The organism is Nitrospirota bacterium, assembly GCA_016214845.1.
Classification (GTDB): domain Bacteria; phylum Nitrospirota; class Thermodesulfovibrionia; order UBA6902; family UBA6902; genus SURF-23.
In genome coordinates, this window is record JACRMS010000030.1 from 84,151 (window position 1) to 97,320 (window position 13,170).

The following is a 13,170-nucleotide window of genomic DNA, read 5'->3' on the forward strand; positions in this document are numbered from 1 at the left end:
TTGACATTAATGAGGCAGAGGGAGGACGTGTTCATTGCCATACTGATGGTTTCGATTATCGGTGTTATGATTCTCCCGGTTCCGCCATTTTTCCTGGACGTATTCCTTTCGGTTTCCATTTCACTGTCTATTACGATAATGATCACTTCGATCTATATCAGGAAGCCTCTTGATTTTTCAGTCCTCCCCTCAATCCTGCTTATGGCCACGCTCTACAGGCTGGCGCTGAACGTCGCGTCAACGAGGCTTATACTTCTAAGAGGCAATGAGGGAGTGGACGCGGCTGGACAGGTCATAAAATCTTTTGGGAATTTCGTTGTTGGCGGCAACTACGCAGTCGGAATAATTATATTCCTTATTCTGGTAATCGTAAATTTCGTGGTCATAACAAAAGGCTCGGGCAGGATCGCTGAGGTTGCGGCAAGGTTTACATTGGACGCCATGCCCGGAAAACAGATGGCCATTGACGCTGATTTGAATTCCGGCCTTATTGATGACAAAGAAGCGAGAAGGCGCAGGGAGGAAATAGCCCAGGAGGCTGATTTCTACGGGGCAATGGACGGCGCGAGCAAATTTGTCAGAGGAGACGCGGTGGCGGGATTGGCTATCACGGCGATCAATATAGTGGGCGGGCTGATCATCGGCATCCTGCAAAAAGGTATGCCTATCGCAGAGGCCGCAAAGACGTACACAATACTTACCGTCGGAGACGGTCTTGTATCACAGATTCCGGCCCTGCTGACGTCAACTGCCGCAGGTATAGTTGTCAGCCGCGCGGGGAAAGACAGCGACATCGGAAGAGACATAACGCAGCAGGTGTTGGTAAACCCGAAGGCGCTTGTTACGGTTGCGGGTGTCTTACTGATACTCGGGCTTGTGCCGGGACTTCCGCATATACCTTTCTTTCTGATATCCGCAGGCGCAGGCGGAATGGCGTACGTGCTGACAAAGATGCCTGCTGAGGAAGAAGAAAAGACGATAATAACGGAGCCGGCTTCTGATGAGCCTAAGATAGAATCCTATCTGGAGCTTGACCCGCTCGGGCTGGAGATAGGTTACGGGCTCATACCGCTTGTTGATGAGCCGCATGGGGACTTGCTTAAAAAGATCAAGGCCATGAGAAGGCAGGTTGCAACAGAGATCGGTTTTGTTGTTGCGCCGATCCACATAAAAGACAACCTGCAGTTAAGGCCCCACGAGTACAGCTTCCTGATCCGCGGAGTGGAAATCGCGCGCGGCGAGGTAATGATGGGCAACTGGCTTGCGGTCGCATCAGGAGAGGCCGAGAAGATTGACGGCGTCCCCACGAAAGAGCCAGCGTTCGGCCTGCCAGCGTACTGGATCGAAGAAAACGACGTGGAGAAGGCGCAGTTGTCGGGGTATATGGTTGTTGACACGGCCACTGTCATAGGCACGCATGTGACGGAGCTTATAAGAGGACACGCTTGGGAGCTGCTTACAAGGGGAGAGGCGCAAAAGATACTGGATAATATTTCAAAATCATACCCGAAGATTGTCGAAGAGCTCATTCCCGCGCATATCACGCTCGGCGGCGTGCAGCGCGTGCTTCAGAATCTTTTGAAGGAGAGGGTGCCGATCAAGGACATCATAAGCATCCTCGATACACTGCTGGATTACGCGCCTAACGTAAAAGACCCTGAAGCCCTTACTGAATACGCGCGACAGGCGCTTGCAAGGACGATAACTAAACAATACCTCAATGAAGAAGGCAGGCTCCCGGTTTTTACACTGGACCCGACCTTTGAGAAAATAATGTCCCAGGCCGACAGCGGCGGCATAACACCCGATCTGATCAACAAGCTGGTGAGGAGCATTGAAAAAGTCCTTACCTCGGGAAAAATGAAAGGCATACAGCCGGTTATCCTATGCTCTCCGAATATCAGGAGATACCTCAGGAGGATAGTTGAAAGGATCTCTTCCTCGATAATTGTGCTTTCAAGCTCGGAAATCGTGTCTACTACAAATCTTGATATAAGAGGAATGGTGAAGTATGAAAATTAAAAAGTTTCAGGCGAGAAATTTCAGCGAGGCCCTTGCGCAGGTAAAGAGAGAGCTCGGCGAAGACGCCGTGATACTTTCTTCGGAAGACAAAAAGGGCGCAAGGTCTTTTGTGGAGATCACAGCTGCGGTGGATTATGACGTTGACACAAGCGGAGCGCCAGGGATTAATTCTCCGGCGCCGTTTTTCAGCAAGCCTGAACAGGGCGGAACTTCGTCTCCTTCAGTTCATAACAGCGACATCAGGGAGCTGAAGAACGAGCTTAGAAGCCTGAGGGAGAGCATAGAGATAATGAGAAACAGCGGTTTTGAAATGACGCTGCCGGAAAACAGGAGGAACATATTTTACTTCCTGCGCGAGAAATCGATCAAGGATGAATTTGCCCTCAGTATTATTGAAAGGACCAATAGTATTGAGGAGCTCGAAACGATCATGACCGACGATATGAATTCGGCGAGGCTTTTTACCAGAAAGGTCTGGGACATGTCATGTCAGTTCAGCAGAAGGATGCTGATGCTCATAGGCCCTACCGGGGTCGGCAAGACAACAACCATCGCCAAGCTCGCGTCAAAGGCGATCAAAGAGGGAAGAAAGGTCGGGATCATCGGGGTCGACACTTTCAAAATAGGGGCGATAGAGCAGATAAGGATATATTCGAAGATGATAGGGATCCCCCTTGAGGTCGTTTCAGGCACGGAAGAGCTAAAGAAGGGCATAAGGAAGCTTTCGGACAGGGACGTAATATTAATAGACACCACGGGACAGAACCCCAGGGACAATGAATACATCAGGAGTCTTAAGGATGTTTATAAAATGGGACTGCCGGTTGAAACCCAACTATTGCTGAGCGCGTCCAGCGACAATGATTTTCTCATGGAAACTCATAAGCACTACGGCGCGCTTCCCATAGATTACATTGCCTTCACAAAGACCGACGAGGCCGTGAAATTAGGATCGATATACAACCTATGCCGCATTTACAAAAAACCTGTCGCGTATATAACAACAGGGCAGAGGGTGCCGGGCAATATAGAATTTGTTGACAACAAAAAACTGACCAATCTCATATTAAGAACAGGGAGCGCATAACAATGAATATCGCTGAAGGAAAGACAATCAGGACAATAGCGGTGGCAAGCGGCAAGGGCGGGGTCGGAAAGACTAATATCACCGCAAACCTTGCGATCGGGTTAAGCAAGCTCAATAAAAAGGTGCTTATATTTGACGCGGACCTCGGGCTCAGCAATATAGACGTTGTACTTAACCTCGCAACGAAATATAACATCAAGCATCTGTTTAACGGAGAAAAGACATTAAAAGACCTTATCGTCGAAGGGCCGATGGGCATCAAGGTGCTGCCGGCCAGCTCAGGTATCCAGGAGCTTACGGAGCTGGATGAATTTCAGAGGCTCAGGCTTATAGAAGAGTTCGAGGCTTATGACGGCGACGTGGATTATCTGTTGATAGATACATCCTCCGGTATATCTACAAACGTCGCGTTTTTCTGCATGGCGGCGCAGGAGATAGTCATAGTGACATCAGCAGAGCCGACAGCGATGACCGATGCATACGCTCTTATAAAGGTCCTGTTTACCAAATACCAGGAAAAGAATTTTAAGGTCCTTGTCAATAACGTGAAAGACGCTAAAGAGGCCACCGACGTATTCTGGAGGCTTGCGACCGCCGCGGAAAAGTTCCTCAGCATATCTCTTGATTACCTCGGGTTTGTGCCGTATGACAATTTACTGCAGAAGGCAGTGCGTCAGCAAAAGGCGTTGATTGAACTTTATCCCGGAAGCGAGGCCGCGAAGAGCATAATGCAAATTGCCGATAAAATTTCCAGTGAAAACAACAATAACATTAAAGGGACACTCCAGTTTTTTCTTGGAGGTCTGTTGAGGGCCAAATGCTAAAATACAAGACAGAGATAAAAGAAGAACAGAAAGAAAAGATAATTAAGGAATTTCTGCCTTATATCAAATACACCGCCTACAGGCTTTCATGGAAGCTCCCTCCACACGTGACTATCGATGATCTGGTAAGCGTAGGCCTTATGGGTTTGATGGACGCTCTTGAGAGATTCGAACCGGGCAAGGTCAAGCTCAAGACATACGCGGAGCTGCGCATAAAAGGCGCGATGATAGATGAGCTCAGGGCCACGGCCTGGATTCCGAGGTCTATGAGAAAAAGGATTGACGAAATCAATCATGCGCGTGAAAGGCTTGAAAAGAAGCACGGCCGGATGCCTGACGATACTGAGGTGGCAAAAACACTCAAGATGCCGCTTGATGAATACTACAAGATTTTGCAATACGCGGTTTCCGCCTCGCCGATAAGGATGGAAGATTTCAAGAACACTAAATACGCTGACAGCGATTTGAATCTCTCTGAATGTATTGCCGACCCTACGGCAAAGACGCCGCTTGAGTCGCTTGAGGAAAAGGACGTGCAGGACAAGCTCGCGGGACTGATAGACACGCTGCCGGAGAAAGAAAAGCTTGTATTGTCTCTTTACTACTATGAAGAGCTTACTATGCAGGAGATCGGCAGGGTCCTGAGCATTACAGAGTCCCGTGTCTGTCAGATCCACACGCAGGCGCTTGTAAAGCTCAAGTCGAAAGTCCAGGAGCTGAGATAAAAGGCGGAAGGATGAAGTCGGAGGGCTGAAGGAAGGGATACGGCCATGGCAGTGGACGGATTGGGAAACATATACGGAACACCGGTTGTAAAGAAAGAGCAGGAGACCGAACAGACTGACCGCAGAAACCGGAACAAGGACCAGAAGAGAGAAAAGAAAAAGGAGCAGGAAGACCGGACAGAAAAAGAGGGAAGGGTGGACATCAGGATATGAGAGCTGGAGCGATAAAGTGAAGGAACCAGGGAATGATGCGGAAGGAAAATATTTTCTATCAGGAAAATATTTCCTCCGGGTAACCAAAAAATTGACGGTAAGGTTTCAGGGAGAAAATGTAAGTGGTTGATTTTACAGCAGTGAGAATGGAATCCAGGGAGAAAATTGCTGGCATCAGGCTTGCAGTATATCTCAGAGACATAAAGGATAAAAAATGTATAAAGGAATGTACATAGCGCTCTCAGGAGCAATTTTAAAGCAGAGACATATGGACCTCTTTGCCCAGAATGTTGCGAATGCGAGCACCCCGGGCTATAAAAAAGAGCGGATATCATTTAAGGACTATCTAATCCCGGTGGACAATAAACCGCCGCTGGTTACAGATGGAAGGACAATGACCGAGCTCGGAAAGGTTGAAAATGACTTTTCAAGCGGCGGTATCATGAGCACAGGCAACCCGCTTGACCTGGCAGTCAACGGTGAAGGCTTTTTTTCGCTTGAGGGGAATAAGTATACGAGGAACGGCAATTTCAAGATTGACAGCGAGGGTTACCTCGCAGCGCAGGATGGGACAAAAGTTTTCGGCAGCGGGGGCCCGATATCAGTGCAGGGAAAGAAGATCAATATCAGCACATCCGGCGAAGTATTTGTTGATGACATATCTGTCGGGAAACTGAAGATCGTTGATTTTCCGGACAAGACCACACTCAGAAAATTAAATGGCGGGGCATTTTCAACGGACATGCCCGGCGAAGAAGTTAAATCATCAGTCAGCCAGGGCTTTCTTGAGTCATCTAATGTCGACGCGGTCAAAGAGATGGTGCAGATGATAACCGCTATCAGGGAATTTGAGGCTTATCAGAAGATGATCCAGTCATTTGATGATGCGACGTCAAAAGTCACAAATGAGATGGGTAAATAAAGTTGAGCGTTTATGAAAAAAGCTATATTAGCGTCATTCCCGCAGTCAGTAAGCGGGAATCCAGTAAATAAAGAACTGGATGCCCGATTAAAAACTTCGGGCATGACAGCATTGGGAGGATAAAAAATGCAAAGGTCATTGTTCATAGCGGCGACGGGGATGGAGGCGCAGAGGCTTAATATAGACGTTATATCCAACAACCTCGCAAACGTAAATACAACCGGATTTAAAAAGAGCAGGGCTGACTTTCAGGAACTGCTGTACCAGGGACTGAAAACCCCCGGCGCGTCCTCTGCCGAAGGCGTAGAACTTCCGGTAGGGATACAGGTAGGTCTGGGCGTTAAACCTGCTGCGGTGCAGAAGATGTTTCAGCAGGGAGATTTTGTCTCTACAGGAAACAACCTTGACCTTGTGATAGAGGGGCAGGGATTTTTTAAGATATTAAAGCCTGATGGTGAAGTTGCATACTCGCGCGCAGGTTCTTTCAAGCTTGACAGCGAAGGGAAGATGGTAAACTCCGACGGATACCCCCTGGAGCCGGCAATTACAATTCCGGCCAACACACTTCAGATCACAATAACCCAGGACGGGACCGTGTCCGCGCTGGAGGCCGGAAGCTCCACGCCTACGCAGGTAGGACAGATAGAGTTGTCGCAGTTTATTAATCCGGGCGGTCTTGAGGCGATAGGTAAAAACCTTTTTCTTGAAACAGGCTCTTCAGGCGAAGCTACTTCAGGGAATCCTGGCGCAGACGGGCTTGGGTCCATTAACCAGGGTTTTCTTGAGATGAGCAACGTGAACATAGTTGAAGAAATGGTGAATATGATCGTCAGCCAGAGGGCCTATGAGTTGAATTCTAAAGTGGTACAGTCGTCGGATGACATGCTCGCAATCGCGAACAATATTAAAAGGTAGTGACGGGTAACAGGTAACGGGTAACGAGGAAAGAATGGGAAACGAAAAGTTAAGAAAAGAATTCAGAAGAAGTTGGATAGCTGTATTTTGTTTTGTTCTTCTTTTGCTCGTCACTCGTCACTCATCACTCGTTACTTCTGCCTTTGCTTCTTCCTGGAGTCCCGAAGACACTCTAAAAACATTTCTGAGGGACAACTATCCCTGGGAGACGATCGAAGTGAGCAATATCCAAATTAACGGCAGCGTGCCTGATAAAACGCCCGATATGATCGTGGTTGAAAAAGGCCCTCTCGGCAATAGCATATTCTCATATATCTTTAACGACGGGCAGAAAGTTACTGTGAGGGCGGATGTCAGGGCCTTTGAGAAGGTCATCAAAAGTAAAAGGCCTTTCAGGAAGGGATATGTCTTGAATGCTGATGACATTTATCAATCAGAGGTGGAAATCAATAAAATGCCCCAGGAAGCTGTCAGGGGGCCTGAAACGATTATTGGAAAGCCGCTTAAAGTTTCCACGGTTGCAAACGCAACGATCACTGAAAGAATGATCGAGAAAGAGCAGGTTGTAAAAAAGGGCAGCCGGGTGGCGCTCTTAATATATTCACAGGGCATAAATATTACGGCAATCGGTGAAACAAAAGAAAAGGGGTATGTAGGGATGCAGATAAGAGCAATAAATGTGTCCTCTAAAAAAGAGGTGAGAGGAGTTTTAATCGATGAAAACACGGTTAGAGTGGAACTCTGAGAAGACAGAAGTCAGAAGCAATAAGACAGAAGCAATAAGACAGGCTTTCATTGTCTGTGCTCTGTGCTCCGTGTTCTGTGTTCTGCTGAGCTGTGCCACGCCGTCGTCGATGCTGCCTCCTCCTCCGCCGAAATATGTTTATCCGTTTGAAGACGAAATGGTCAGGAGGTCTGCCAATTCCCTCTGGAGCGATTCTAAAAATATTTTTGAAGATACAAAGGCCAGGAGATTAAATGACCTGGTGACAATAAACATTGTGGAAACCCTCACCGGCTCCGGAACAGCGGATACGCAAACAAGCCGTGATTCGACCCTGGATTTCAAGCTCGAGAACTTGTTCGGAATGAACAATGATTTTAACCTTCAGAATGCCTTCTTGCTGAAGAACCTCTTTAAGGACGGTAATGTTTTTCAGCCCGAGGTCAAGAGCACATCCAAATCGGATTTCAAAGGCAAGGGGGACACAAACAGAGAGGGGAAACTTGTAGCTACAATAACCGCAAAGGTTGTAGAAGTAATGCCTAACGGGAACCTCATGCTGGAAGCAAGAAAAGAACTGACCATCAATAATGAGAAACAGATATTGGTTCTTACCGGTACAGTAAGGACGGACGATATTGATTCGGCCAACACGGTCTCAAGCACCAAAGTGGCCGACGCACAGATTTATTACGTAGGCGACGGCGTCTTGCAGGAAAAGCAAAGCCCCGGATGGTTTGTAAGAATACTCGATGGGATATGGCCGTTTTAAGGCAGTGACAAGTAACGAGTAACGAGAAAAAATGAGAAATAAAAAATTAAAAGTAGACGTTAGAACCCCGAAGACGGAAGCCGGAAAAATCCGGATTATTGCATTGTGTTTGATAACTCTTTTTCTCGTCACTCGTTACCCGTCACTTGTCACTGTTGTTAACGCTGACCGCATCAAGGACATTGCAAGCTTTGAAGGGGTCAGGGACAACCAGATGATAGGTTACGGTATTATTATCGGCCTTGACGGGTCAGGAGATAAAGGGCTGACAGCGGCGCAGGGCATTGTAAATATGCTCAACCGGATGGGACTTTCAATTAATGCAAGGGACCTTCAGTCAAAAAATATAGCGGCAGTTGTGATTACCGCAACGCTCCCGCCTTTTGCAAAACCCGGGATTAAGGTTGACGCGCTTGTTTCGACCATCGGTGACGCAAAGAGTATTCAGGGCGGCACGCTGCTTCTTGCCCCCATGAAGGGACCTGACGGCAAGGTATACGCACTTGCACAGGGACCTGTTTCCATAGGTGGTTTTGCTGCGTCAGGCGAAGGCGCGACAGCCCAGAAGAACCATCCCACAGCGGGGAAAATTCCCGAAGGGGTAATTATTGAAAAGGAGCCGCCGTTTAATCTCGGAGACGGAAATAATATCAGGCTGTTTCTCCACAAGGCGGATTTTACTACCGCGGATGCTGTTTCAAAAAAGATAAATAATGTCCTGAACGGTAATTATGCTGTTGCTGTGGATTCATCGGCAATAAAATTGTCCGTACCACCGGACTTTAAAAGCAACGTTGTAGGATTGATTACGAAAGTTGAAACACTGGATGTGAAAATCGACATGCCCGCAAAAGTTATAATTAATGAGAGGACTGGGACCATTGTAATGGGCGATAATGTAAAGATATCGCCTGTTGCCATCGCGCACGGATCGCTTACAATTGAAATTAAAGAGACACCGCAGGTTTCACAGCCTCTGCCGTTTGCGCCTGACCAGGCAGCGACTGTCACGGTTCCGAGGACTGATATTGCAGTCAAGGAACAAAAGGGATCGCTCATTGAGGTTTCCGGTGTTACTTTAGGCGAAATAGTAAGGGCGTTGAATGCGCTCGGAGTTACGCCTCGCGACCTGATATCCATACTTCAGGCCTTAAAGGCCTCAGGGGCATTAAAGGCTGAACTTGAGATAATATAAGTAAATGATTAAGTCATTAAGGAGAATAAGTTGGACGGACTGAGTCTTGAACAGATTAATCTTAGTAATCTGAATACCGTACATAAAGACAAGAAGGCTGATATTAAAAAAGTCGCAAAGGAAATGGAGTCCCTTTTTGTGTATCAGCTTCTCAAAGAAATGAGAGAGACAACAAAAGGCATTTCCGACGAGGAAAATAATTCGCTCGGCAATGATACATACATGAGCCTTTTTGATATGGAAGTGTCAAAGGCCTTAGCTAATAAAGGATTCGGCATTCAGGATGCGATAATGAAATGGCTTGAGAGAATGCCGGATACAGCGAAAGCAACTGAGGAAATAAAGAAGTGAAAAATGCAGCTAAAGATTTTCTTGAATGTGCCGATAAGAGAATCAAAAGGTGTAAAGAAAATTTACACATATCGGTTAAAACATTAAGAAAGGGGGTAGAAGATGAGAATAGACGGAAATAACCCGATTGATAACAAGGACTTGTTTAAGGTCCAGGAGTCTGCCGGAAACCTGAGTGCTGAAAAGAAACAGGACGTTGAAAAATCGGACGCCGAAAAAGACAAAATAAGTCTTTCAGGAAAGTCAAAGGAGATAGGTGATCTTAAGGCTGCAATTGATCAACTGCCTGACGTAAGGACAGAAAAAGTTGATGCACTCAAGCAGGCACTTGACACGGGAACATACAACATTGACGCAAGGAAGATAGCACAGAAGATTCTGGAAGAGATATGACACCTGACAAAGCGATTGTAAGTATATTGAGGGAGCAGGTTAATACCTATAAGACACTTCTCGAACTCCTTAAAAAGGAGAGACTGTGTCTTGTAGATATTAATCCTGATAAGATCGAGGAGATCTCAAAGGAGAAAGACACGGTTGTAATGAGGTTGAGGCTCCTTGAGGAAGAACGCGTAAGGCTGATAAAAATATATTCCCAGGACAGCGGCCTTACCGGCAGCATGAACCTGGAAGAGATGGCAAGGCATACAGGGGACAGCACATTTTCAGTATTGCGCTCACAGATGTTGTCTCTTCTTCAAAGCATAGAAGAGATGAACCGGTTTAACAGCATCCTGATAAACCGTTCACTTAAATACATCAAGACGACCGCCAGTTTTTTTAATTCATTTACAGCCAATCATATATCACAAACTACAGGCGTCCTCTTATCAAAGGAGACTTAGATGTCCCTATTAGGACTTTTTGATATAGGCAAATCCACAATCTTTGCGAGCCAAACCGCCCTTAACGTAGTCAGTAACAATATAGCCAATGTTAACACGCCCGGGTACAGCCGTCAGGAGGCTGTACTTGAGGTGTCCAACGCCGTTCAGTACAGAGGCGATTATATTGGCACCGGGGTGACCACCTCGGAGGTAAGAAGGCACTATGACAAGTTCATTCACCTTCAGCTTATCGGTCAGAATCAGAGTTATGGAAGATCGTACTCCCTTGATCAGGGATTGAGTCATATTGAACAAATATTTAATGAGGCCAAGGGATTGGGATTATCCAATTCACTTCAGAAGTATTTTAATGCCTGGCAGGGCCTTGCAACGACCCCTGAGTCACAGGCGCAAAGGGCGGTATTGCTTCAGCAGGGAAAGGCTCTTGTACAGAATGCAAAACAGATAGAAAGAGACGTCCTGGATGCATTGGAAAACGTAAATGACGAAATAGGGAATGTAGTTGACCGTGTAAATACTATTACGTCGAAGATCGCGCAGTTGAATGAAAAGATCGCACAGATAGAAGGCGGAATGACCACCGAGCAGGGGAGTTACATGAGAGATCAGAGGGACAAGCTGCTTTCCGACCTTGGCGAATTAATAGATTATTCATGGTATGAAGACAATAATAAAAGTGTAACGATCATAGTAGGAGGCAAGAGCCTTGTATCACCCTTGAAGGCGTTTGAGCTTTCCACATCCGAGGACATTGACGGGAATAAGAGCGTGACTTTTAATGGAGAAGATATAACATCCGTATTCAATAAAGGGCAGCTCGGAGGATACATTGACGTCAGGGATGATATTAAATCAAATACCTTACATGACGTGAGAACTCTGGTAGCGTCAATAATTAAAGAAACAAACATCCAGCACCGTGCGGGCTTCGGCCTTGACAGCTCAACCGGCAATGACTTTTTTGACGCCTTGCAGATATACACACGCGATTATTCATCAGGGGGATATATATCTTCAGCAACCGTTACCGATCCTTCAGCCCTCACACTTGATGAATACAATATAAATTTTGCTGATGCGTCAAGCTATGAAGTGTATAACAATCAAACAGGGGCGCTTGTAACATCAGGTGCGTATACTCCCGGGAACCCTATTTCTTTCGGCGGAATCCAGGCGGTTGTCGATGGCGCTCCCGCAGCAGGCGACAGCTTTTTAATAAGCCCTCTCACTGGTGTGATTGAAAACTTCAATGTGGCAATCTCGGATACAAACAAGATTGCAGCGGCGTCTTCCAATTTGACCCTGCCCGGCGACAACACGAATGCGCTCGCCATGTTCCAGTTGTCTCAAACCGGCATTTCGGACCTCAGCGAAGCCACCTTTAATGCTTATTACAGCGGAATTGTTTCAAATGTCGGGGTCGTGAGCCAGGCCGCATCCGACAGCCTTACGTATGATAATAATTTACTCTTTGAGTTACAGAAGAAAAGGGAAGAAGCCTCAGGCGTTTCCATGGATGAAGAAGCAGCCAATCTTGTAAAGTATCAGCACATGTATGAAGCAGGGGCGCGGATACTGAAAATGACGGATGAATTACTGGATACGATAATTAATTTATGAGAATTACATCTTTTGCAATATTCAATCAGATGACAAGGTCCTTACAAGAAAGACTGAGGGACTTGTCTGTTTATTCCGACAGGTTATCTTCAGGCAAGAAGATAAATAAACCTTCAGACGATGTCTTCGGCATGATGAAGTCAATGGATTATAAGGTAACGATAAACGAGATTGACCAATATAGGAAAAACATTGATGAGGCTGACAGCCAGTTAAGCCTGACGGATAATATAATGGATTCCGTCGCTACTGCATTGACGCGCTCACGCGAGCTTGCCGTGCAAACTTCTACAGGCACTCAATCTGCTGAAGACAGGCAAGCTGCTGCAGCGGAAATTGAGAACCTGAGAAATGAAATTTCCAGGCTGGCCGGGACCAAATTCAGGGACATATATATATTCTCAGGTTATAAAACGGATACCGCGCCGTTTGACGCTGGGTATAACTATCAGGGAGATTCAAGCTCAATGGATGTCCTTATTGACAGAAATTCTACTGTTGCTATGAATGTTACAGGGGATGTTGCGTTCAGATACGGAGGGGTATCATTCATGAAAACCCTTGATGATCTGTACACTGCTCTTATGAATAATAAATTAAAGAAAGCAAACCCGGCAGACCCTTTAGAGTCGCCCGGAATACAGGAATCTATCACGTCTCTTGATAATGCAATCGGACAGGTTGCGAATGTGCGCGCGGACGTCGGCGCGAGAATGAGTTATCTTGAGGGGCTGAAAAGCACACACGAAGACAGAGATCTTACAATGAAGACTCTGCTGTCAAATACCGAAGATACGGACATCGCGGAAACTGTAAGTGAGATAACAAAGATACAAGTTGCCCTTGAATCACTCAGGGTCTCGGGTGCGAAGGTAATATCACAGTCGTTGCTGGATTTTTTACAATAGCCGATAGCTGTCAGTCGATAGCTATCAGCTTATAAAGGAGGCAG

15 protein-coding genes are annotated in these 13,170 nt (G+C 46.5%); all 15 read left to right on the top strand.

From position 1 onward, the window contains the following. Nucleotides 1-9: 9 nt before the first annotated feature. The gene (gene flhA / locus HZB61_10445) at nucleotides 10-2,022 is read left to right on the top strand and encodes a flagellar biosynthesis protein FlhA (protein MBI5057021.1); all 2,013 of its coding nucleotides are present in this window, start codon (nucleotides 10-12) and stop codon (nucleotides 2,020-2,022) included. Further along, the gene (gene flhF, locus HZB61_10450) at nucleotides 2,012-3,109 is read left to right on the top strand and encodes a flagellar biosynthesis protein FlhF (protein ID MBI5057022.1); all 1,098 of its coding nucleotides are present in this window, start codon (nucleotides 2,012-2,014) and stop codon (nucleotides 3,107-3,109) included. The genes flhA and flhF overlap by 11 nt, the downstream gene beginning before the upstream one ends. A gap of 2 nt (nucleotides 3,110-3,111) precedes the next feature. After that, complete coding sequence (locus tag HZB61_10455; protein MBI5057023.1) at nucleotides 3,112-3,933, top strand: MinD/ParA family protein; 822 nt, start codon at nucleotides 3,112-3,114, stop codon at nucleotides 3,931-3,933. Next, the gene (locus HZB61_10460; GenBank protein MBI5057024.1) at nucleotides 3,927-4,658 is read left to right on the top strand and encodes a FliA/WhiG family RNA polymerase sigma factor; all 732 of its coding nucleotides are present in this window, start codon (nucleotides 3,927-3,929) and stop codon (nucleotides 4,656-4,658) included. The genes HZB61_10455 and HZB61_10460 overlap by 7 nt, the downstream gene beginning before the upstream one ends. Nucleotides 4,659-4,703: 45 nt before the next feature. Then, nucleotides 4,704-4,871, top strand: a complete 168-nt coding sequence (locus HZB61_10465) for a hypothetical protein (protein ID MBI5057025.1) — start codon at nucleotides 4,704-4,706, stop codon at nucleotides 4,869-4,871. Nucleotides 4,872-5,085: 214 nt separating this feature from the next. Next, nucleotides 5,086-5,793, top strand: coding sequence for a flagellar basal-body rod protein FlgF (flgF, locus tag HZB61_10470; GenBank protein ID MBI5057026.1), 708 nt, complete (start codon nucleotides 5,086-5,088; stop codon nucleotides 5,791-5,793). Between the two features lie 126 nt (nucleotides 5,794-5,919). Next, complete coding sequence (gene flgG, locus HZB61_10475) at nucleotides 5,920-6,708, top strand: flagellar basal-body rod protein FlgG (protein MBI5057027.1); 789 nt, start codon at nucleotides 5,920-5,922, stop codon at nucleotides 6,706-6,708. A gap of 34 nt (nucleotides 6,709-6,742) precedes the next feature. Then, a complete protein-coding gene (gene flgA / locus HZB61_10480; GenBank protein ID MBI5057028.1) occupies nucleotides 6,743-7,453 on the top strand; it encodes a flagellar basal body P-ring formation protein FlgA in 711 nt (236 codons plus the stop codon). After that, entirely contained in the window at nucleotides 7,425-8,204 is a 780-nt protein-coding gene (locus HZB61_10485; protein MBI5057029.1) for a flagellar basal body L-ring protein FlgH, read from the top strand. Before flgA ends, HZB61_10485 begins: the two co-directional genes overlap by 29 nt. Nucleotides 8,205-8,235: 31 nt before the next feature. After that, nucleotides 8,236-9,399: a flagellar basal body P-ring protein FlgI gene (locus HZB61_10490; GenBank protein MBI5057030.1), complete on the top strand. Its 1,164-nt coding sequence runs from the start codon at nucleotides 8,236-8,238 to the stop codon at nucleotides 9,397-9,399. 30 nt (nucleotides 9,400-9,429) lie between these two features. Next, nucleotides 9,430-9,750, top strand: coding sequence for a rod-binding protein (locus HZB61_10495; protein MBI5057031.1), 321 nt, complete (start codon nucleotides 9,430-9,432; stop codon nucleotides 9,748-9,750). A gap of 102 nt (nucleotides 9,751-9,852) precedes the next feature. Further along, nucleotides 9,853-10,143, top strand: coding sequence for a flagellar biosynthesis anti-sigma factor FlgM (flgM, locus tag HZB61_10500; protein MBI5057032.1), 291 nt, complete (start codon nucleotides 9,853-9,855; stop codon nucleotides 10,141-10,143). Next, a complete protein-coding gene (locus HZB61_10505; GenBank protein ID MBI5057033.1) occupies nucleotides 10,140-10,595 on the top strand; it encodes a flagellar protein FlgN in 456 nt (151 codons plus the stop codon). Before flgM ends, HZB61_10505 begins: the two co-directional genes overlap by 4 nt. After that, nucleotides 10,596-12,218 (top strand): flagellar hook-associated protein FlgK, encoded by a 1,623-nt coding sequence (flgK, locus tag HZB61_10510; protein ID MBI5057034.1) that lies wholly within the window; start codon nucleotides 10,596-10,598, stop codon nucleotides 12,216-12,218. Beyond that, a complete protein-coding gene (gene flgL, locus HZB61_10515) occupies nucleotides 12,215-13,126 on the top strand; it encodes a flagellar hook-associated protein FlgL (GenBank protein ID MBI5057035.1) in 912 nt (303 codons plus the stop codon). The genes flgK and flgL overlap by 4 nt, the downstream gene beginning before the upstream one ends. The last annotated feature ends 44 nt before the right edge of the window (nucleotides 13,127-13,170 follow it).